A 22,552-nucleotide genomic window follows, 5' to 3' on the forward strand; every position below is an offset into this window, starting at 1 on the left:
AAATTTTATTTAAAACGTGGAAGTCATTCTTTCAAATTCATCATTGTAAAAAGATAAAACCAGAACGATTGGAGTGCCATTTATATGGTCAATTGATTGCCATTCTACTCTGTTCTTCTATCATGTTTCAAATGCGACAATTGCTCCTAATGAAGAAAAAACGAGAGCTTAGTGAGTATAAAGCCATATATATGATCAAAGACTATTTTCTTCTTTTATTCCAAACTATACAAAAAAACACCCAAGAGCTATCAAAGGTGTTACTTCGCCTGTTCAATCTCCTACAGCAAAACGGGCGGAAATCTCATCGATATGAGAAAAAAACGGTCTTTGATATATTAGGTGTCGTTTACAATTGTATCATGTCTGATAATCAAGCCGCTTAATTCAAAAAATGAAACCCGTTAGGGTTTATTTCGTATGCAAATCTTTCAATCACCTACACTTGCCCTTTAGAAAAAAGAAACAATCTCGCCTAAAATTGACTTTGCATAATCTTAGCTTGATAGCGATGTGGCGAGACCCCATACCCATCAAGCTAAAATTTTATAGTACCCCCAGAACGAAATTTTGTGCTGCTTGTAACAAAAAAGCACATTTTTTCGTTTTGGGGAGCAACCAAATTCTTAACTTGATGGTGATGTGGCGGGACCCCAGAGAGTACAAGTCATACTCTTACAAAGGGGGCAACCCGTAATGGATTCCTATTCATTCGTTGCGGGAAGGTGAGAACTTACCTTTAAAGGTTCGGGTGGTAGCCATTAGCATTGCGGTGCTAGGGAACACGTTCAGCTTGTCGCACAGGGGTGGCTTTGTGTAGAGGACAAGCCTTAGGCAAAGGGCGTGTACGGTGAAAGCTGTTGAGTGAATAGGGTCTATACATACGGAACACTGACTAAGCAAGGCATGGCAAAGACATAGACGCTTATCCCCTATTTTGATTGACGCATATTTTTGTAGTCTTTCAAAATAGGGGATAAGTATGCCTTCCAGCCGTTTTCCTAACATCGCTTCAGCGTGATAAAAACCTTCAAAACCTAAGGTCAAGAGATTTAAAAGACTTTCTACCACTACACATGGATAGAGGAATACATAAGCAACTACCACTAACGATGATAGAGGAAAATGGGACTTATACGAAATGTGGATTAAGAACTATATAGGGGGAGAATGAAAAAAGGGTATTTAGTCTCAAAGACCAAACGCCAAAATGAATAGATAAAGAAATAAGTACATAGATGGGAGAGTGATCCCCAACTTATTATGAGTATATCATAGAATCAGGTTATAAAGAAAACTAGATTAAAAATAAGGGGTAATTTTGATAAAGATTGTGATTCCTAATTGTTATTTAAGTATTCCAGTATCAGAAATTCATCAAGTTAATTCAGATTCAGGATTTTATTTTATGAGGGATTCAAGTGGGGAAATTGTTTATATTGGAGAGGCGTTGGATTTAAGGGAGAGGCTTACTAAACATATGTCTGGTAAAAGTGGTACTACAAAGAGGTTTTGTCATGTGTTTCATTCTATTGATGTGTTTTATTGTGATAAGAAAGATCGGGAAATTTATGAAATGTATGCTATCAATTTATATAATTCATTTGGAAATGTTGATGGGAATGAATCAGCTAGTAAAGTTGAATTGCAAAAGAGACGGGAAGATTGGATAAGAGGATTATAAAATAAAAGTTAGGATTCTAGCAAAAATTTACATGGAAACACTTGTTTGTTTAGGTAAAATTTGAGATAATTTAGGTACGTGAGTAATTCCTATGTAATGTCTTGTCCTATAATGGGATGAAGAGGTTCGTTATTCTTCTAGAAATTTAATGCGGTGGCATTCAATCAGCAACCATCAACCATTTTAAAATTAAAAATAATTAAAAATGGGGTGCTGATACATGTTTAAGTTTTTCTTTAAGAGAGATAAAGATTCAAATACAACAGAATTCTATTTTCATGTTAATTTTGATGTTGTTATCTCTGCTGTCATCATTGAGTTGATTAAACGATCTTTGAACATATAGAAATTTGAAAAAGGGAATGTGGAGATAATTCATGTTCCCTTTTTTGTATGTATGTAATTCGTTTAAATTTAAAAAGTAATGCTATCATTATAGAGGGAGAAACGTTTTAAAACTAAGGGGGATGAAATAAATGCCTGTTTATAGAAGAGGTCCTACGTTTTATCGTGTTATTCAAGTAGAAGTGGAAGAAGATAATGGAGAGTCTAGAGAATATTCTTGTTTAGCTGATGAAAGAGGAACTGTCTATTCAAAGGAAGATGTAAAAGCACTGTTTGAGGAAGTTAAAGAGTTTTATATGCGTGAAGATATGCCTAATATAGATGACTACAATAAGGATAATCAGTTATTAGATTATATGAAGTGTGTGTCTATTTCGTTAGAAGAAGATGAAATGGGTAAATATCTAATTCCTAAGGCTAGGTATACATATAAGAAGTTTAATAGTGATAAAAGAAATTGGTCTTTTAAGTGTGATTGGTGCGGTGTGAAAGTATCTAGTAAGACTAATGAGGGTTACTATTCAGCGTATGACCGTGATTTTAAAGGTAATAATTTTGATAGAGGTTGTTCGGAGGATTGTGCTAGGTTAATTTGGAAAGACAACTTTAAACATTGGTCACATAAACATGGGTATAGTAAGTTTTTTGCATGAACAAAAAAATCCCCCTACCAATCAATTAAGATCAGTAGGGGAATGGTTTTACTATTAAATTTAGCTTTTGAATACCCAGCTATTAACTGGTAAAATTATACTTTAAAGGAGAGTGATTGCTTTATGTTGGGAAAATGGTTGAATAAAGCAAAAGAACCTAAATGTATACACAAATATAATTTTATTAAGACTCAAGATAGTGAGAACTTTAAAACAGGTCAGATAGGTACTGCTAGTTTCTATAAATGTGAAAAGTGTGGAAAAGAAAAAGTTGAATATAAATATAACAGTGATATAAATAGTGATTACTGGAATATATAAAGAACATTGCTAACGCCACTTCATTCACTACGTTCATTCAGTGCAATCTATATAAGTAATACTATTATCTATAGCTATCATTTATAGTTATTATTTATTAGTTATAGTATTAGTGCGAAGCACCCGTAAGGAAGCTATTTATTATTTAGTATCTTATATCTTATAGGGTGTCAGACAGCCTCGATTATAGGCGAATATGAGTCACAAATTTAGGGATTAACAAAACCCCTTGATACGACTGGATTTGTTAAAGTCACTAAATAAGGGATTAACCTGAGACTTTTGCATGATATTTGTTAGTTACTGAAAAAGAGATTATTAAACTTATAAATCCGCACCATATGTGATTAGGATTAACCATGTGATAAAAATGGGGTTTGTTACGGTTTATAATCCCTACCCTATGTGATTTAATCATTCTGATGTTCGCTATGTGTGATTTTGGTGTTTTTTATAATAGGGGTAGCACCACATTGCTATCAACCTAAAGAATAAAAATCCCCCCATAAAGAAAATTCTATTCATTTTTCTTTATTTAGCTAGCCGGTAGTTTAGTTTAATAAGTCCAAATGATAAGATAGAAGAAATAATGATAAATATAGGGGCGATTCGAAATGGATAACTGGAGAAATAACACGATTTGGTTTGAACAAATACCAGATAATCTTCAGGCTTGCTTAAACTTAAAAGAAGATAAATTTAATGAGAGGCAGCTTGAAAACATTGAGTATTTAACTTTTTGGTATCATAAAAAGAATAAGCTTGGCAACTTTGTGGGTATGCCAGAAAATCTCCTCTATTTAGAATTAAACTGGTCCAATATACACGATTTCCTTGGGATAGAAAAAATGAATAAATTAAAGCGTTTAGAATTACATTATTGTACTAAATTACAAAATGATTTTGGTTTGTCTGGATTAGCCGATACGCTAGAATATTTACATATTAATCAATCAAAGAAATTTGTACCAAATGAAGAATTATTCTCTCTGAAGAATCTTCGGGTTCTGTGCCTTAATTCTTGTGGTAATCTTGAGAATTTGAATTTTTTAAATCATTTTCCTAATCTAATTGACTTTAGATTTGTTGATACTAATGTGTTAGATGGTGACTTATCACCAATTTTAGAACATCCAACAATCCGAAGTGTAGGCTTTCTGGATAAGAGACATTACAATATTAAAGATGATAAGATGGATGCTTTTTTAAAGGATAAAAATGGTGGAGGAGAATTTAAAACCGTTATCAATTATGGAGAATATGAGACTTTTAGATATATTTATTAACTCAATTGTTCTTAAACTAACGGAGTGCTAATGTTAAATAAGTAGCATTTTTCAATTCCGCTAACGAAGATTATGTAAATATATAAAGGTAACAGAAATAATTATTAAACGGATATATGAGGCACCGCTACAACCCTATAAAGCTAAGGTTTTACACTATCCATAAAGTAAAAAAAGCGTTATCATTTCTGTAGAATTATAGGAAAGGATGGCGTTTTTGTATGTCTATTTCTATATCTGATGAATTACAACTATTTGCTCAAGAGATTCAAAGTTTTTTATCTCCAAATACCTTACGGGATCTTGCTAGAGATGTTGGTTTTGTACAACGAACCAGTAAGTACCAAGCAAAAGATTTAGTGGCTTTATGTGTATGGGTGAGCCAAAATGTAGCTATGACTTCTTTAACTCAGTTATCTAGCTGTTTAGAAGCATCAACAGAAGTACTTATCAGTCCTGAAGGACTGAATCAACGATTTAATAAGGCGGCCGTCCAACTTTTACAACACCTACTAGCCGAACTACTAAGCAAAAAATTGGTCGCATCTATGCCGATTTCTTCTCCATACACTTCTGTTTTCAAGCGTATTCGTATTTTAGATTCAACTGCATTTCAACTCCCGGATGTATTTTCATCGGTTTATCCAGGTGCAGGAGGATGCAGCCATACAGCTGGGATAAAAATTCAACTTGAGTATGATTTGTTAAGTGGACAGTTTCTACATATTCATACAGGTCCAGGTAAACAACATGATCGTACTTACGGCTCTCTGTGTGCACCAACTGTGACGGCGAATGATTTATGTATCCGAGACTTAGGTTATTTTCATTTAAAAGACCTTCAATATATACAAGATAAAGAGGCCTACTATATCTCTCGTATCAAGTCGAATACACGTATTTATCAAAAAAATCCTAACCCTGATTATTTTCAAGATGAAAGAATTAAGAAAGGTACAGAGTATATACAGATAGATATGGAGACGTTAATGAACTCCCTTCAACCAGGACAAACATGTGAAATAGCTGGTGCTTATGTAGGAATGATTGATAAAGTGCCAGCTCGTGTAATTGTTCATCGATTAACAAAACAACAGCAACAAAAACGATTACAAGATCAAGCTGTAAGAGAAAAAAAGAAAGGAATGAAGTATTCTCCTCGTAGTAAACGACTCAGYGGTATCAATGTATATATGACAAACACCCCTACAGATATTGTCCCGAYGGGACARGTACATGACTGGTATTCTTTGCGTTGGCAAATCGGCGTGTCCAGATAAGGACACATTATCTAGTTGGTGAAAGTCCAATCGGGAGAATAGACTCCACTCCCGTAGCCTGAGAGGCGCCATGAAGTGAAAACGACACGGCGAAGCCCTCTGACATCACATGCAAAAGGCATGTGGGCAAATCTCCAGGTTGTAACGTACAGTGAACGTAGACGTAGCCTCGTTACACGCAATTCCGGTGGCTGAGACGGTCGATAACGTGCGAAAGCAGCAAGAACTGACCGAAACGAGTCTGGAACGGCAGTTCTCACCGGCGGGGTATCAGCGGCGACATGGAGAGAAAGATAATGTGGAAACTGGAGAAGCCCTCGACACCCGATGAAGAAACCTCATCGAGGAGACCGTCTCTATAACCGCGATCGGGAAGTGAGAACGGTAGGTGTCAGGGTGGCGGAACGGATCGTAGTACCAGAGATCTGCGTGCAGCAAAACGCGTGGGGAGGGAAGGGTCCGAACCTGTAAATATTTCGTACGACCAAAGGAGGCAAGGGTGCCATGATAAAAACACCTATTACTTTGCAGGAACTAAGGCGACGAATCTATCAAAAGGCGAAGTCTGAACCTACGCATCGGTTTTGGGGACTATTTTCCCACATTACCAAACTAACAACCCTTCATGAAGCATATCAGCAAGCGAGGAAAAACAACGGTGCCCCAGGCATCGACGGGAAAAGTTTCGCTGATATAGAGCTAGAGGGAGTTATGCCGTTTTTAAAGAATATCCAAGCAGAACTACAGGCTGGAACATATCAACCACAAGCTAATCGTAAAGTAGAAATCCCAAAAGCAAACGGAAAAATGCGGACACTACAAATCCCGTGTATACGGGACCGCGTGGTCCAAGGAGCGCTAAAACTCATATTGGAAGCCATCTTTGAAGCTGATTTCTGCCCAAATTCCTACGGATTCCGACCAAAACGCTCCCCACATCAAGCACTGGCAGAAGTGCGACGTAGCATATTGCGCCGGATGACTGTAGTAATCGATGTTGACTTGTCACGCTACTTTGATACAATTCGACACCACATACTTTTGGAGAAAATTGCAAAGCGTGTCCAAGATTCGCAAGTTATGCATCTTGTAAAACAGGTAATCAAGGTGACAGGAAAGATTGGTGTCCCGCAAGGGGGACCATTTTCTCCCCTAGCCGCAAACATCTACCTCAATGAAGTAGATTGGACATTTGATGCCATTCGAAGTAAGACAACAGAAAACCATTACGAGGCTGTAAACTATCACCGTTTTGCTGATGATATAGTTATCACTGTAAGCGGACACTCTAGTAAACGTGGATGGGCTGAATTGGCATTGCGACGACTGTGGGAACAATTAAAGCCTTTGGGAGTTGAACTGAATCTGGAGAAAACCCGAGTGGTTAATGTTTTAAAAGGAGAATCCTTCGGATTCCTAGGATTTGATTTGAGGCGAGTACTTAATCGAAATAAGAGTAGATACTTTGTTCTTATTACCCCGAAGAAGAAAGCCTGTACGAAAGTGAAAGCAAAAATCCGAGAATTAATCAGAAACGCAGGCGCCAAGCCTGCACAAGATTTAGTAAAACAAATCAATACTGTACTGATTGGATGGGTGAATTACTTCCGGGTTGGGAATTCTAGTCGAGCTTTTAGTAAAGTACGGGACTATACAGAGATGAAAGTCCGTACGTTATTGACGAGAAGGAAACGGCGACAAAAGCGTAGCATTGGATGGCAGAGATGGAGTAATGAATATCTCTATGGTGTACTAGGACTCTATTGGGACTGGAAAGTTCGTCCTCTCGAAAGCTCAGGGAGATATTGATAAAAGTGTCTGCCATCTGATAGGTCTCATAACCCTTTTGATGAAGTTTATGGGGTGAGCTGCTTGAGGGAAAACTTCACGAGCAGTTCTTATGGGGAGGGGCTGGAGACGGGTCATAACTGATACCGCGCCAGTTCTTTACCCGACAAATTTTATTTAAAACGTGGAAGTCATTCTTTCAAATTCATCATTGTAAAAAGATAAAACCAGAACGATTGGAGTGCCATTTATATGGTCAATTGATTGCTATTCTACTCTGTTCTTCTATCATGTTTCAAATGCGCCAATTGCTCCTCATGAAGAAAAAACGAGAGCTTAGTGAGTATAAAGCCATATATATGATTAAAGACTATTTTCTTCTTCTATTCCAAACTATACAGAAAAACACCCAAGAGCTATCAAAGGTGTTACTTCGTCTGTTCAATCTTCTACAGCAAAACGGACGGAAATCTCATCGATATGAGAAAAAAACGGTCTTTGATATATTAGGTGTCGTTTACAATTGTACCATGTCTGATAATCAAGCCGCTTAATTCAAAAAAGTGAAACCCGTTAGGGTTTATTTCGTATGCAAATCTTTCAATCACCTACACTTACCCTTTAGAAAAAAGAAACAATCTCGCCTGAAATTGACTTTGCATAAGCTTAGCTTGATAGCGATGGGGTACCACCCCACATCCATCAACTTAAGGATTTGGTGCTGTTTTAGAATAAAGTTTGGTTAAAAATAACTCTAAACCCTTGATTTCACTGCATATCAGTGGTTTTTTTCTTTTAGTTAGAAAAACACCCTTTCAGATAAAAGTATCTAAAAGGGTAAATCCTTGCATTTTTTAACATTGCGACTGTATTTCCAATCTACACAAAGCTACAATAACCCAATAAATAGTTTTTTCTTTTTTATGGAATCTTACTTTGGTGATAATGCTAGAGTATATCCATTATTAAAATATTAAAAATCTAAATAGTGTATTAAGATAAGAAAAAGCATTGACAACTGAATCGACGGGTTTTTGTCCACTGTAATCACACGGGGCTTTGAAACATGAAAAGACTGCAAAATCAAGCCACACAACGAAACACCCAAGAAATAACAAAGATTTTTGTCCGTCTGTTCCACCTCCTACAGAAGAATGGACGGAAATCTCACAGGTATGAGAAGAAAACAGTGTTTGATATTATGGGGGTTGTCTATAAGTATAATGAGGTGGGCGGGCAAAGGAAAGCTGTATAATTTTTGAAATTAGGCCCATTGAGATTTATTTAGCATGTTCATTTTTAAGGATACAAAGTATTTTAAGAGTTTTTCCGTTCATATGAACGGAAGTTCATTTTGTTCCCGTTCTTAAGTTGATGGGCATGGTTTTCCGCCCACATCTAATAGAAAATATAAGCTAAGATATATTGACATGAAAAAACATTGGTTTTGTTACTTTAAGTGATTTTATCAGTCTCAAAAACGAGGTATTTGAGACTGATGAAAATTAGAGTGAAACATGATTGAAACGGCTTTAAATCTGTGTTAAAATCCATCACTAAATTGATAGTTCCATTAAAAATGAGGACATTAAATCCTCAAGAAGTAACAATTCTAGTTTGAACCACACTTTGATCAAAATGGATTTTTTAATTCTTGTATGGGATATTTTCATTATTTTTTCACAGCAATAAAAACTTCTATTATTTATTGTTAACAAATCGTCTGGATTACATTTTTTAATTGTAAAATATTGTTCTGCTTACTTTCATTTTTCTTATAAATAAAAACGGTATCAATGACATTATTAAAGTTTAAATTGTAATAGTGGATGTTTGTATAGCTATATAAGTCAATAAGTTTAGTATTCAATACAGCAATGGTATTACTGATTTGTAGAAAATCTTGAATACTACTAATTGACTTTATTTCCTTTAATTTATATTGTATTTGATTTTTTATAAGCCAATCAACCACAGCTCTTGTATACATACAACCTTTACTCAATACGAGTAATGTAATAGGCTTTTTTTGATTGAAATTGATTATATGATTATTACTTGAAATAATCTCAAATGTTTCAGTGGCAATAAGATCATATGCTAAATCGGGATATTTTTTAATAGGATTACTAATGAGTGCACAATCCAATTCGGAATTGTGTACTTTTTCATTTAAGGCATTACTTGAATCTACTGCGAAGTCTACATCCAATTGAATGTCCTTCGTATTAAGCGTATTAGCGATGGGCGCACCGTAGATTTTTAAGGTTGTATGTGATGTACCAAAGTTCACTTTAAAGTTAACCTGATAGGCACCAATGGATTGTAAAAATTCTTCGTACTCTTGAGTAATAAGCTGAAGATAGTTTCTATACTGAGTACCTACGCTAGTAATTTTCAAACCTTGGGGTGAACGTTTAAAAACAGGTTTTCCAATTTCGGACTCCATTTTTTTTACTTTAGCAGTAAGGGCGGATTGAGTATAGTTTGTGATTTCTGCGGATTTACTTAAATTTTGGCGATTTAATATTTCAATTTTTAGTGCAATTTCTTCCATATTCATATTGTCTGTCACACACCCTATAAAAAATTTTAATAGATCCTATCATTTTTCTCTATTTTACGCGCTTCAGTAGGCAGAGTAAACTCTAGTTAGCTTAATAAGTAAGGAGTTGGGATAATGGCCCAAGCTAATAAAAGATTATGTGAATACTGTCTCTATAAAAAAGATCCATAGCCAATTGATACTGAACGGATACAAATGTGTATTAGCAAAGTATTGGAGGGGCATTAATGAACACGTATTATAAATGGTTAATCGTATTGGTTGCTACACTATCACAAACTGCAGCAACCTTTGTGACGTATGGTATGGGACCTATCGCTACATTCTATCAAATTGAATGGAACTTAACACCACTGCAAACAGGGTTTATTGTTTCAGCTGTTAATATTGGTCCAATGTTTTCAATGCTAGTGTTTGGTTATTTAATGGATAAAAAAGGGGAGAAACAAATTATTGGATGGGGAGCCATTTTATTAGGAATCTCAGTGTTAACGCTAGTTTTTGTTAACAATTATATTGTATTGCTGCTTTTATTAATATTGGTTGGGATATGGTACGGTAGTGCTCAAACTGGTGGTAGTACTGCTATAGTAAAATGGTTTCCCAACAAACATAGGGGGCTAGCTCTAGGAATAAGGCAGACAGGTATACCGATAGGAGGAGCTCTTGCCTCTGTTAGTTTATCTTATACATATTACCATTTCAATTTGTCAGCCGCGCATGTTGTACAAGGGATTGTAGCAATTATTGGAGGTCTACTTTTCTTATTACTTTATCATGATCCAGAAAGAACTCGTGCTACAGAATCGATATCGTTGTCGTTTAAGGAGAAAATGAGTGCTATCAAAAATAATAAAGAGTTATATCCGATGTACATTGTAGGTGTTGTGATGATGTCATTACAGATGATTATCATTACACATTTTATGAGTTACTTACATCAAGAAGGTAGCTATTCATTAACAGGGGCAGGGAAATATTTAAGCCTCGTTTTAATAGGGGGGATGATTGGACGAGTTGCCCTTGCGTGGATGAGTGATCAATTCTTTGAGCATAATAGAGAAAGATTATTACTTATTGTGATGGTTGTTACAGTAATTCTTACAGTGATGTTGCCACTAATCATCCATGTAGAAATAAAAATATGGATGCTACTATTCTGTTTTTTACTGGGGATTGTAGCAATTGGTTGGTATTCGATTTTTATTGCCTGTGTTACAGAGCAATCGGATTCTCGTTATATAGGCTTAACAGTGAGTTCAGCAATGACATTAAATCAAATATTTATTGTCATAGCACCTTCTTTATTCGGTTTAGTAGTAAGTATATTAAATAGTTATCAGCTAGCACTTTATCTTGTTGGACTAGCTGTAGCCTTAGGAGCGATTAATTTATATAGAGCGAATATAAAAATAGAACTGTCTATGAAATCATCGTAAAATTAATCTCCCAAAAGAGCTACTCATAAAGTCGCGACGTTTATAAAAAAGTTGCGATGTTTTGCCCCGTTGGATCTGTTTATCTAAAAGGGGGGGGGGGTGATAGTGAAAAGAAGATCTGAATTGAAAGGTGGATTAAGGGACTGTTGATTGGTTCTGGTGCAAAAACTTCAGGACAATTGCAATAAATCTACAAATCTTGGAGATACTGATACTACTAATCTAAAGAAGGTGCGTGATTGGTATGGAAAAGAAAAATATATTCAAATGGAAACATTATCAACCAGACATCATCTTGTTAACTGTACGTTGGTACCTACGGTACAACTTAAGCTTTCGTGATTTGGTGGAAATGATGGAGGAACGAGGGTTATTCCTGGCTCATACAACTATTATGCGATGGGTACATCAATATGGACCGGAGTTTGATAAACGAATTCGACGTCATCTCAAACAAACGAATAACTCATGGAGAGTGGACGAAACATATATAAAAGTAAAAGGACAATGGATGTATTTATATCGTGCTGTTGATTCTGAAGGAAACACGATTGACTTTTATTTGAGTAAATCTAGAAATCATAAGGCTGCAAAGCGATTCTTCAAGAAAGCCTTGCGGTCTTTTCATATCTCAAAACCTCGTATCATCACGGTTGATAAGAACCCTGCTTATCCAATTGCTATCGAACAGTTGAAGAAAGAAAAAAGGATACCAATAGGCACCAAAATCCGAAGGATAAAATATTTAAATAACATAGTAGAACAAGATCATCGTTTTATTAAAAAGCGTATACGCTCTATGTTGAGATTTAAATCATACAAAACATCAGCCTCTATATTGAGTGGCGTTGAAGCCATGCATATGGTCAAAAAAGAACAAATTGATTTGCAGGACCAGTCTGTCCAAAATCAGAATATTTTTATCAACCAGCTGTTTGGATTAACTGCTTAACAGATGATTCCGTTAGGAATCCTTGATTCTTTTTTATTTATCATCTTTTTGCACCAGAACCTTAATATTAGTATACATTAAGCATCCAAAACGGGTGCTTTTTTCTTTGTTATATAGAAATTACACATTAAACATATTTAAAGAGTGTTCTAGGTATAAAGATAATCGATAATCAAATCGTACAATAATATTGGTTGGATTCCTCAAGGAACAGATGCTTAACTTCCAATAATGATAATTATGTAAATGAGCTGTCCATATGGGCGGCTTATTGTATTTTTTGCTTATCGTGGTTTTTTTCCGAAATACTGATGGTACCCCATCGCTATCAAGCTAAGAAAGGTAAATACTCCAAAACGAGAAAATTGGTATCCTCAGGTGAAAATGTACATTTTTTGTTTTGGGGGTACTTCAAAATTTTAGGTTGATGGGCATTCAAAAACATCCTGCATGTTTGAAGCATGCAGGATGTTTTCTAGTCTTTGTTTTTCATAATGTAAGAAACCAGACGAAGGATCTCCAAGTATAACCATACTAATGTCATCATAAGCCCTACTGCGCTGTACCATTCCATATACTTTGGCGCTCCACTATGAGTACCATTTTCAATTGAATCAAAATCTAGTAATAAATCTAATGCAGCAACAATAATTACAATTGTACTTATGATGATACTAATTGTCCCACCTTGGTGAATATATGGAACAGTCACCCCTAAGATGCCCAGTAAGAAAACAATAAAATACATAATAAGAATTCCAAGTGTTGCAACCGTTACAACCGCACGAAACTTTTTAGTTACTTTTACTATTCGAGTTGCGTATAACACTAACATGGCAAATAAAATCGAAATTGTTAGTAATACGGCAGTTAAAGCGATAAAATCACCAAATCGCATTGTATAATACGCTGAAATACTTCCTAATAAAATTCCTTGTAATACTGCGTAAATCGGTGCGCAGATTGGTGATATACGAGGAATGAATATAACTATAAATGCGACAATTAGAGTAACTATTATAATTCCAATTAACACAGGTATTTTCATTGTCCCTTGTGTCATCTGTACGTAGGAATAGACAGACGCTGCAAGAAGTAAGATAAGCAAAATGAATGTTTTTGCTATCGTTCCGCCAATAGTCATCGTAGAAGCATTTGTATTCTCTTTATGAAATTTTTCTTTTTTTAATATTGGATTAGTTGTTCTCATTTTTTCCTCCTAAATACACTCTACCTTTGAAGCAGATCTTTATATTTCTAATTTTTTATCAATGATACGACCTGTAATAGCTGTTAGGACAATTATGAATAAGCAAGTGAAACAAATATCTAAAATAGTGAACCCTTCACTAGGATACAGTGATGTGTCAATAAAACCATTGTTATCTATGAACCCCGTACTCTTTATGGTGATTACATATTTCTCTAATTTATTTAAAACGTCCAGTACTAATGTTTGGATTATTAAAAATAAAGCAAGGAAAATAACTGATAAAACCATCTTACTCATTGATGACTTTATAGGAATCAGCTTTGTAATTACCATGGTGAAATAGCAGGAGATTAATATACTCATGAAATCGATTCCCCATAATAAAATAGAAATTATGTGATGAAGAAATCCATATGCATATAACTTATGAAATTCTTGTTGGTATCCCCCGACCACTTTTCCTCCGTAGGTACTTTGGGAGAAATAGTATAGAAAAATTAAGCCTATTACTAGTAAAAGAATAAACATTAACGTGAAAAAGAATAAATTTGCATGTATATATTTTTTTCCTGAGATGGCTGTATAACGTATCATAGTATTTTTTAGCATTTTATTGAAAGAAGGCAAAGCTATTAAAAGCAGTAAAAATGCAGTGATACCTATAATTAATACATATATACCTAATGTTATATCCTTTGTAAGCTGATTTGTTAGCTTTGATAGTCCCATCATATTAAATAAAAGAAGTAACGAAATAGTAATAAATCCAAAATAAAGGATGGCTATTTTTTTTCTATTACAATTAAATAAATAGCGAAAAAGTGGATTCATTTCTCAAAAACCTCCTTAAATAACTCATGTACTGCTTTTCCATGGTGAAAACGAATTTCTTCTACATTTTCATGCAATACAATACTCCCGTCTTTTAAAAAGATTACCTCATCAAATATATTTTCAATTTCCTCTATTAAATGAGTCGAAATAAGAATGGTACTATCTTCACGATAAAAGTTAAGAATTAAATCTACTATATGCTTTCTAGAAACAAGATCAATTCCACCTAATGGCTCGTCTAATACATATACCGTTGCTTTCCTTGAAAAAGTTAATATTAGCTGTAATATCCCTGTTTTCCCTTTTGATAAGATGCTTATATTCTCCTCTAGCGGGATTTTAAAGTTAGCTATTAAATCTATTGCTTGTTGTAGATTAAAATCAGCATACATATCTCGATAGAACAACAAAGCATCTTTTACGGTCATCCATTTTTCAAAAACAGGACTATCAGGCATAAATGAAACGATTTTTTTCGTTTCTAATCCCACCTTTTCATCTTTAATTGTAATACTTCCTTTAGAAGGAAAACGTAAACCCGAAATCATTTTTAATAATGTCGTTTTCCCACTACCATTTTCACCAACAAGACCGATAATTTTTCCTTCTGAGATTGTTAGGCTTACATCTTGAATCACTGTTTTTAAATCATATCTTTTCGACAGATTTTCAACTTTCAATAATTCTTTCATTCATTTCCCTCCTTTTTCTTTTCCAAAGAAGAACGGAGTATTGAGAGAACCTCTTCTTCCATAAATCCTAAGTTATTCATTCCATTTATAAAATTATCAAGCAACTCTTTTGCCATTTCTTTGCGTAGCTCTGTAATTTTTTCTTCATTCATTGTTACAAATCTTCCTGTTCCTCTACGTGTCTCAGCAATACCTTCCCGTTCTAGCTCTTGAAACGTACGTTGAATTGTATTTGGATTCACTTGTAATTCACCCGCTAATTCACGTACAGCAGGAATTTTTTCACCTGGCGCCAAACGTCCTGTTACAATTTCTTTTTTGATATATTCCATTACCTGAACATAAATAGGGGTATTAGGAGAAAACTCAGTTTTCATTTCTTTCCTCCTCTGTATTAGTGTACTAGACAAATAGTACACTAATGTAAATTATATGTAAATAGTTATTTTGAAAACCATAACAAATGGAAGGTGATATATTTAGTGAATTCATGTAAACACCCAGGTGCCAAAAATGACCGTTTATGGGACTTTATTTATTTCTATCCAAATAGAGAAATCTACTAGTCAAATTCAGTTTCAAAAACCCTTACCAAATATTTTTTCATTTTAATATTTAAAACTTATGTATACATGTTACAATATAGTCCTCCAATTTATTGTATTCTTCTATTTAGAATTTATGGTTCAGTAATCCAACAAAACAACAAGCGGCTGTAGTAAATAGATGTATGAATGAAGTGAAGCAGTTAGAGTGGTTTAAAAAGCCATTAAGTAGAATTATCCAGGGGATATATTCACTTAGTTAAGTTTTAGAGAATTTCTTATGGTAAGGATTTCATACAATTTAATTAGGCCTAAGTTAAACCTTTTATCCAATCAAAACTAAAAACCATTTTAATAGAGTGAAGTATATATCTAATACGGTTTATTTGGAATAATTCTTATTTTTATATTTGCTTAAAATAGAAAAATAACATACTTGAAAGGGGGGATAAATAAAACTCCGCTTGTGAAAGCTAAATTGCTATCTCTGAAGATATATGTAAAAGGATATAGTAGTAATTTCATTTCAAATGATACCATAAATAATAGTAGAAAAAGATAAAGGAGTAAACATTTAAATAAATAATATGAGTTGTAAGAATGAAAAGGAGAAGAAAATCGTGTTTAATATAAAAAAAAGATTGGAACAAATAAAGCTAAAAACGAAGTTGTCTATGGCATTTATTGCAATATTAATTATACCTAGTCTTATTGTAGGAATAACATCTTATGATGAGGCGAAAACAGATCTTAATGAAACAATTCTACAAACAGCAAAAGATAATGTAAGTATTTTAGATAAGATTGTTGATGATGAATTAGAAAACAAATATATAGATGTAACTTATTTTGCAAAATTACTCACACAAGGCAATTATAATCCTGATCAATTACAAAATGTGCAGAGTAAATTTGAACAATATATACAGTTACATCCAGAGATAGAAACAATTTATTCCGCATCCAGTAACAATCAATTTATTCATGCGCCTGTTGGAGAAATACCAGAAGGATTTAATCCGTTAGAAAGTAGTTGGTATAAGGATGCAGAAAAAGCGAATGGAGAAATTATTGTTTCATCTCCGTATAAATCAAAAGCTACAGGAAATATGGTAATAGTGATTGCCAAACAAAATGCAGATAAAAGTGGTGTCATTGGTATGGACTTAAATATTGATGATATCGTAAAAACATCTAAAATGATAAAGATAGGAAAGCAAGGTTTTGTAGCTATAGTGGGTCAAGATAAAACTATAGTTGTTCATCCAACATTAAAACCTGGTGAAAAATTAGATAAATCTTTAGCAGATGAACTTTATAAGAAAGAAGATGGAGAGATTACGTATAGCCTCAATGGTGAGGACCGAAACATAAGCTTTAAGACAAATAAAAAAACAGGTTGGAAAATAGCTGGTGTAATGCCTACGAAAGAAATTGAAGAAGCTACCAATCCTATTTTTTATAAAACATTTGCTATAATAGGAGCTTCATTATTATTAGGTGGAATTATAATTTTCTTCATTCTTAGATCTATTATTAATCCACTAAGACAATTAGTTATTTCAGCTCAAAGAATTAGTCGAGGAGATTTAACGGAGGAAATTGATATTCGTTCAAAGGATGAACTTGGTCAATTGGGTGATAGTTTCAATGCAATGGCAGAGTCTTTACGCAATATCATTTCACAAATTAACACATCTGCAGGACATGTAGCAGCTTCTTCTGAGGAACTAACTGCTAGTGTAGAGCAAGCAAGTGTTGCAACAGAACAAATTACAAAAGAAATGGAAGAAATCTCACATAGTGCAGAAGTTCAAAATAATGAAGTTGAGTCTGGAGCTAAATTAATAGGTGAGGTAACACGAAATATTCAATGTGTAGCTGATAATGCTTCTGAAGTATCGACCTCATCTTTATACACAAAACAAAAAGCAAATGAGGGGGAACAATTAGTAGAACAAACTGTAACACAAATGCAGTCTATACATAATTCTGTTTCCCAATCCGATAATGTAATTAAATTATTAGATAAGAAATCGCAGCAAATAGGCACTATATTAGAAGCGATTCAAAATATTGCTGAACAAACAAATCTACTAGCACTAAATGCGGCGATTGAGGCCGCTAGGGCAGGAGAACAGGGACGTGGATTTGCAATTGTTGCGGATGAAGTTGGGAAATTAGCGGAACAATCAGGACAATCTTCAATGGAAATTGGAAGTTTAATTAAGGAAATACAATTAGATGTACACGAGACTGTAAAAGCTATGAATGAAGTGGGAATAGAAGTACAGTCGGGAATTAAGGTCGCGAATGATACAAAACAAAGTTTTTATGAAATTTCAAATGCAGCGAATGATATCGTTTCCAAAGTACATGGTATGGTGGAGCTATCAAATAAGATGACATCTGATGCAATGCAAGTCGATACATCTATTAACCAAATAGCAGTGGCTGTAAAAGAGAATACCACAAGTATGCAAACTATAGCTGGTTCATCCGAAGAACAACATGCTTCCATGGAAGAGATAAATTCTTCAGCAATTCAATTAGCACAAATGGCCGAAGAACTTCAAGATTTAATTGGAGGATTTAAGGTATAAGTTCAGATTATAGGAAAGAATAACAGGAAGTATGTTAAAGAGTGTTAGTTGAAAATCTTTTAAGATAGCAAATAAATATAATATGTATTTTTTATAGAAATTGCACATGCAGATCAACTACTTTAAATGGTAGCTGATCTTTTTTTTGTTGGAATGCAAAACAAAAAGGAATGAAAATCAAGAGGGAGTTGTGTTAAAAAAATTAAATATTAGGTGTTGCTTGTTTTGTACTAAGAGTACGTAACGTGGGAAAGATGTTGCATGTTAACAGGAAGAGTACGCAAGATGTTGCATGTTTTACAGGAAGGGTACGCAATATGAGAAAGGTGCTGCAAAACAAACATCTGCGTACTTCCACTCACTCCTAAACGCTTATACACTTCATTAGCGGTATATACAATCTCCGTATCTGACATAGCACCATGACACCTCCTATAAGGGAATTATACCTTTCATAATCAATCGCCGAATTTCGTCCGAGGCCTAGGGAAAAATCAAGTTGAAAAAGGATTAACAAAAGTGTAAAATTACACTAAATAATACATAAGTTACTTTTGGGGAGGGGAAAAGATGAATAAGGAGCTTATAATCGAACTCATTTCAACGAAAATAAAGTTAATTCGTACTGAAAAGGGGTATACGCAAGATAAAATGGCTGAAGTTCTCGGCATTTCAAAGAAAACACTCGTTCAAATCGAAAAGGGGAGATCTAATGTAGGCTGGACCAATACCGTGGCTATTTGTGCATTATTTAGGGGGAGTGAGGTTTTACAGTCCGCTTTGGGAGATGATCCATTAGTAGTAATCGAAACAATGGCCCACAAAAGTATTAACAACTCCAAAGAAAAAACATTGGGAGGAAAATTATGGTGGAAAAAAATTCAAGAAAAAGGGGACTTTCGCTTACAGCAAAATCTGATTAGTCAGCATTATCGTATTTTAGACGAACATGATTACCGTTGGTTTAGTTCGTTTGATAGAGAAGAAGCGATAGATCAATTATTTAAATTAACGATAAATTCGGAAAAATAAATAATTTCTCGGAGCTAAAAAGAAGGGGAATACATAAATGAAAAATATTTTACTAATGTTTATAACAGTCGATAAGAACCCGGCTTATCCTATAGTAATTGAACAGTTGAAAAAAGAAAAAAGCATACCTGATGGTATGCAACTTAGACAACAAAAGTACTTGAATAACATAGTAGAACAAGAGCATCGCTTTATAAAGAAGCGAATCCGTTCTATGCTAGGGCTCAAATATTTTGACACAGCTACATCCATTCTTTCTGGAGTAGAAGCTATGCATATGATTAAAAAAGAACAGCTTGATTTACGGGACCAGTCTGTCCAAAATCAGAAAGAATTCATCCATCAATTGTTTGGACTTGCAGCATAAGATACGATTCCGTTAGGAATATATGCGCTTTATTCTCTTTTATTTTATTTTTGCACCAGAACCCTAAATATTTACTTGCTGTTGAAAAGAGAATAATAAATTCTGCTTGGATGAAAAAAACGGAAGATGGGTATAAAAACAAACACAACTTCGCACGAAATACCAATTTTACGCACAATAATAAGATTATATAAAAATTAAATACAGTATCTAGGGATTTCAAGCCCAAGTGCATGAATCTTAGTATATTGGTATACGCCATATGATTTATATTTTATATAAGAATAATCAAATGCTGAATTACTCATAAACAATTTTTATAGTGAATTACATTTTAATTTATAAGAGCTTTTCTTGTGTTGATCTAACTAACTCCTGATTAACCTTGATTAAATTAACCAATTCACATTTTATAACGACTTTTAAACTGTGTTCATGTATTCATTTTGTTAGAATTTATATTTGAAAATCGTTTTATTTTATATACATATATAATTTTTATCGCCAAATTGGTTATATATAACTTTTATTAGAATAATTACACTTTCCCATTCAATTTCGAGTGAATTTTAGTATTTCATAATTTAATTATGTAAATAAGTTCGTGTAAAAATTGAATTTAACGCGAACTTGTGTTCGTGTATTTTTTCTGTTATATTATATATGAGGTGATTTTTATGGATTACAGCAAGCAACGTCAAAAATCAGTACATCGTAAGAAATTATACGAGAATTTAAATGAAATGCCCTTTTACATAGAAGAATTTGTGGAGTACAAAGAATTGCATGATGCCTCTCCCTCCACCCTACTGAATTATGTATATGATTTTAGAGTTTTCTTTAATTGGCTATTATCTGAACAAATTATTGAATTTAAGCCCATTAAAGACATATCCTTCTCTGATTTGGAGAATTTAAAGAAAAAAGATGTTGAGAACTTTATGAGGTTTTTAAAACTACAACAAAAAATGCAGAATTCCTCTGTTAACAGAAAAATTTCAGCCTTAAAGTCTTTATTTAAGTACCTTACCTCCCTATCAGAGAATGATGATGGAGAATGTTATTTTTATAGAAATGTAATGGCTAAAATTGAAATACATAAAGATAAGGAAACATTAAATGCCCGTGCAAAACGTATGAGATCTAAAATATTTCATAATGATGACGATCAAGAGTTTTTGAATTACATTAAGTACGAACATGAAAAATCTTTAACAAAACATCAGTTGTTCTATTTCCTAAGAGATAAAGATCGTGATGTAGCTATTCTTTCTCTCTTTCTTGGTAGTGGTATTCGTGTAAGTGAATTGGCCGATCTTCGTATGGAAGATATAAACTTAAAAGAAAGGCTAATTGATGTAATACGAAAAGGAAACAAAGAAGATTCTGTATGGATTACCCCAATTGCATTGAATGATCTTGAAAATTATATGGAAATTAGAGATAAAAAATATGCTCCAGGGAAAGAATTAAAAAATGTATTCTTATCGAAGTATAAACATACTGCACAGCCTCTTTCAGTTAGGGCTATCCAAGATATAGTAGAAAAATATACTAAGGCCTTTGGTAAAAGAATGTCTCCTCATAAATTAAGACATACATTGGCAAATAAGTTATATATGGAAGAAAAAGACTCGTTACAAGTGATGCAGCAACTTGGGCATACTAGCCAAGATACGGCCTTATTATACACACAGCTTGGAGAAACAACTATTAAAGATAGCTTAGGCAGAATAGGAAAGAATAAATAATAAAAGTTCAGCAATTTTACATTGCTGAACTTTTATTATTTTCCCTATACTAGGGTTAAAATGATATGTATTATTCGTTTCGCATTTGATTTTATTATGTAAAAAATATATAGTTTGAAATCTACATTAATTGGAATATAAAAACGCTCTCTTAGTAGATATAAATAAAAATTTTAGATTTCTACAATTGTTGTTTACGTTAAATCGGAATTTAACGAACACTTGAGGGATGTAGGTTAACCTCCCCTCTTATCTCAGGTGTACAAGGACATGAAACTCCAAACTATTTAGACAAGAATATCTAAACTTTCACTTTTAGATATTGGTTGGGACAAGAAACTCTAAACTAAATTTTTATAGATTTACAGAACTATACCCATTTAATCTTGTGTGAAAACCTCCCATTCTTACCTAATAACCTATACCATCATTCTTATTAATTAATTTATTCATATAAAGATAATGAGTTTAAGTGGATTATGGGAGTTACATTAGTTTGAAGGAAAACTTTTTCCCAACAATTCATATATGATTCAAAAGGTCTATGTATTTTTGAAGTCCTTCAAAATGTTATCTCGAACCTTTCGACACATTGATTTTTATAGAAATTCCACCACTTCAAAAGGCGTCTCTTTTGAAGTATTAGAATACTCCTGAAGAAATAAATAATTCTAATCATAAAGGGCAGTTAATATTAATTTGTTTTTGGCAGAGGTTTTGATAATTATAAATCCAACTTTTCTATTTTTGGGACGTTTAATTTACAGAAGATAGATAATAACATAATTTTCTCAATAAGGAATTTTCTGCTTTAAATATAATTTTTTCACAATTTATGGTATATCTGTATTAAGGGGACCTTTTCGGTTGATTAGGGAGAAAGATTATAAAAATGATATGGGAGGAACAAAAAATGTCATTGAAAAAGAAATTAGGTGTTGGAGTGGTTTCAGCGGCTCTTGGTTTATCTTTAATTGGTGGGGGAACATATGCATATTTTAGCGATCAAGTGGTGACAAATAATTCATTTGCTGCAGGTACATTGGATTTAGCTATGCAACCAACTACTTCACTTAACTTAGAAAATTTAAAACCAGGGGACAAAATATTAAAGAAATTCAATTTAAAAAATAGTGGTACATTAGATATTAAAGATATCATGATGAAAATAGACTATACTGTAAACGATTTAAAACAAAAT

General features: G+C 33.6%; 17 protein-coding genes and 5 pseudogenes. 16 read left to right on the top strand and 6 right to left on the bottom strand.

From position 1 onward, the window contains the following. The 9 genes and pseudogenes from AC1DS7_RS27545 to AC1DS7_RS27585 all read left to right on the top strand — a co-directional run. Positions 1-386: pseudogene (locus AC1DS7_RS27545) on the top strand (IS4 family transposase); the annotation flags it as partial. A 935-nt stretch (positions 387-1,321) separates the two neighbouring features. Then, positions 1,322-1,684: a GIY-YIG nuclease family protein gene (locus AC1DS7_RS27550; RefSeq protein WP_476999344.1), complete on the top strand. Its 363-nt coding sequence runs from the start codon at positions 1,322-1,324 to the stop codon at positions 1,682-1,684. Positions 1,685-2,160: 476 nt separating this feature from the next. After that, the gene (locus AC1DS7_RS27555) at positions 2,161-2,682 is read left to right on the top strand and encodes a hypothetical protein (protein WP_476999345.1); all 522 of its coding nucleotides are present in this window, start codon (positions 2,161-2,163) and stop codon (positions 2,680-2,682) included. Between the two features lie 123 nt (positions 2,683-2,805). Continuing rightward, entirely contained in the window at positions 2,806-3,003 is a 198-nt protein-coding gene (locus tag AC1DS7_RS27560) for a hypothetical protein (protein ID WP_400518220.1), read from the top strand. A gap of 614 nt (positions 3,004-3,617) precedes the next feature. Continuing rightward, on the top strand, positions 3,618-4,289 hold the full coding sequence (locus tag AC1DS7_RS27565; protein ID WP_197236213.1) for a hypothetical protein: 672 nt from the start codon (positions 3,618-3,620) through the stop codon (positions 4,287-4,289). 221 nt (positions 4,290-4,510) lie between these two features. Further along, positions 4,511-5,560: pseudogene (locus AC1DS7_RS27570) on the top strand (IS4 family transposase); the annotation flags it as partial. 513 nt (positions 5,561-6,073) lie between these two features. Then, a complete protein-coding gene (gene ltrA, locus AC1DS7_RS27575; RefSeq protein ID WP_476996602.1) occupies positions 6,074-7,378 on the top strand; it encodes a group II intron reverse transcriptase/maturase in 1,305 nt (434 codons plus the stop codon). Between the two features lie 146 nt (positions 7,379-7,524). Beyond that, positions 7,525-7,911: pseudogene (locus AC1DS7_RS27580) on the top strand (IS4 family transposase); the annotation flags it as partial. A gap of 530 nt (positions 7,912-8,441) precedes the next feature. Then, positions 8,442-8,612, top strand: a pseudogene (locus tag AC1DS7_RS27585) (IS4 family transposase); the annotation flags it as partial. Positions 8,613-9,068: 456 nt separating this feature from the next. Here the strand turns inward: AC1DS7_RS27585 and AC1DS7_RS27590 are convergent. Then, positions 9,069-9,920, bottom strand: coding sequence for a LysR family transcriptional regulator (locus AC1DS7_RS27590; protein ID WP_016119319.1), 852 nt, complete (start codon positions 9,918-9,920; stop codon positions 9,069-9,071). Positions 9,921-10,150: 230 nt separating this feature from the next. Between AC1DS7_RS27590 and AC1DS7_RS27595 the strand changes: the two genes are divergently transcribed. Both AC1DS7_RS27595 and AC1DS7_RS27600 read left to right on the top strand, forming a co-directional pair. After that, a complete protein-coding gene (locus tag AC1DS7_RS27595; RefSeq protein ID WP_001099736.1) occupies positions 10,151-11,362 on the top strand; it encodes an MFS transporter in 1,212 nt (403 codons plus the stop codon). Positions 11,363-11,606: 244 nt separating this feature from the next. Further along, positions 11,607-12,314, top strand: coding sequence for an IS6 family transposase (locus tag AC1DS7_RS27600; protein WP_476999346.1), 708 nt, complete (start codon positions 11,607-11,609; stop codon positions 12,312-12,314). A gap of 475 nt (positions 12,315-12,789) precedes the next feature. Here AC1DS7_RS27600 and AC1DS7_RS27605 read toward each other — a convergent pair whose 3' ends face one another. From AC1DS7_RS27605 to AC1DS7_RS27620, 4 genes are read right to left on the bottom strand one after another with little or no spacing between them, the layout of a single operon-like run. After that, on the bottom strand, positions 12,790-13,524 hold the full coding sequence (locus AC1DS7_RS27605; protein ID WP_476999347.1) for a Bax inhibitor-1/YccA family protein: 735 nt from the start codon (positions 13,522-13,524) through the stop codon (positions 12,790-12,792). Positions 13,525-13,563: 39 nt separating this feature from the next. Continuing rightward, entirely contained in the window at positions 13,564-14,358 is a 795-nt protein-coding gene (locus AC1DS7_RS27610) for an ABC transporter permease (RefSeq protein WP_476999348.1), read from the bottom strand. Then, positions 14,355-15,053 (bottom strand): ABC transporter ATP-binding protein, encoded by a 699-nt coding sequence (locus AC1DS7_RS27615; RefSeq protein ID WP_476999349.1) that lies wholly within the window; start codon positions 15,051-15,053, stop codon positions 14,355-14,357. Before AC1DS7_RS27615 ends, AC1DS7_RS27610 begins: the two co-directional genes overlap by 4 nt. Then, positions 15,050-15,430, bottom strand: a complete 381-nt coding sequence (locus AC1DS7_RS27620) for a GntR family transcriptional regulator (protein WP_002144210.1) — start codon at positions 15,428-15,430, stop codon at positions 15,050-15,052. The genes AC1DS7_RS27615 and AC1DS7_RS27620 overlap by 4 nt, the downstream gene beginning before the upstream one ends. Before the next feature lie 788 nt (positions 15,431-16,218). Here AC1DS7_RS27620 and AC1DS7_RS27625 point away from each other — a divergent pair. Further along, the gene (locus AC1DS7_RS27625) at positions 16,219-18,201 is read left to right on the top strand and encodes a methyl-accepting chemotaxis protein (protein ID WP_476999350.1); all 1,983 of its coding nucleotides are present in this window, start codon (positions 16,219-16,221) and stop codon (positions 18,199-18,201) included. A gap of 230 nt (positions 18,202-18,431) precedes the next feature. Here AC1DS7_RS27625 and AC1DS7_RS27630 read toward each other — a convergent pair whose 3' ends face one another. Further along, positions 18,432-18,617 (bottom strand): hypothetical protein, encoded by a 186-nt coding sequence (locus AC1DS7_RS27630; RefSeq protein WP_476999351.1) that lies wholly within the window; start codon positions 18,615-18,617, stop codon positions 18,432-18,434. A 154-nt stretch (positions 18,618-18,771) separates the two neighbouring features. Here AC1DS7_RS27630 and AC1DS7_RS27635 point away from each other — a divergent pair, with 154 nt between their 5' ends. From AC1DS7_RS27635 to AC1DS7_RS27650, 4 genes and pseudogenes are all read left to right on the top strand, one after another. Continuing rightward, positions 18,772-19,233 (top strand): helix-turn-helix transcriptional regulator, encoded by a 462-nt coding sequence (locus tag AC1DS7_RS27635; protein ID WP_476999352.1) that lies wholly within the window; start codon positions 18,772-18,774, stop codon positions 19,231-19,233. 61 nt (positions 19,234-19,294) lie between these two features. Further along, positions 19,295-19,600, top strand: a pseudogene (locus tag AC1DS7_RS27640) (DDE-type integrase/transposase/recombinase); the annotation flags it as partial. A gap of 677 nt (positions 19,601-20,277) precedes the next feature. Continuing rightward, a complete protein-coding gene (xerS, locus tag AC1DS7_RS27645; RefSeq protein ID WP_078205333.1) occupies positions 20,278-21,351 on the top strand; it encodes a tyrosine recombinase XerS in 1,074 nt (357 codons plus the stop codon). 913 nt (positions 21,352-22,264) lie between these two features. Continuing rightward, positions 22,265-22,552: TasA family protein (locus AC1DS7_RS27650; RefSeq protein WP_476999353.1), on the top strand; the 288-nt coding region annotated here is incomplete at its 3' end.

Source organism: Bacillus sp. P4_E1 (assembly GCF_056401715.1).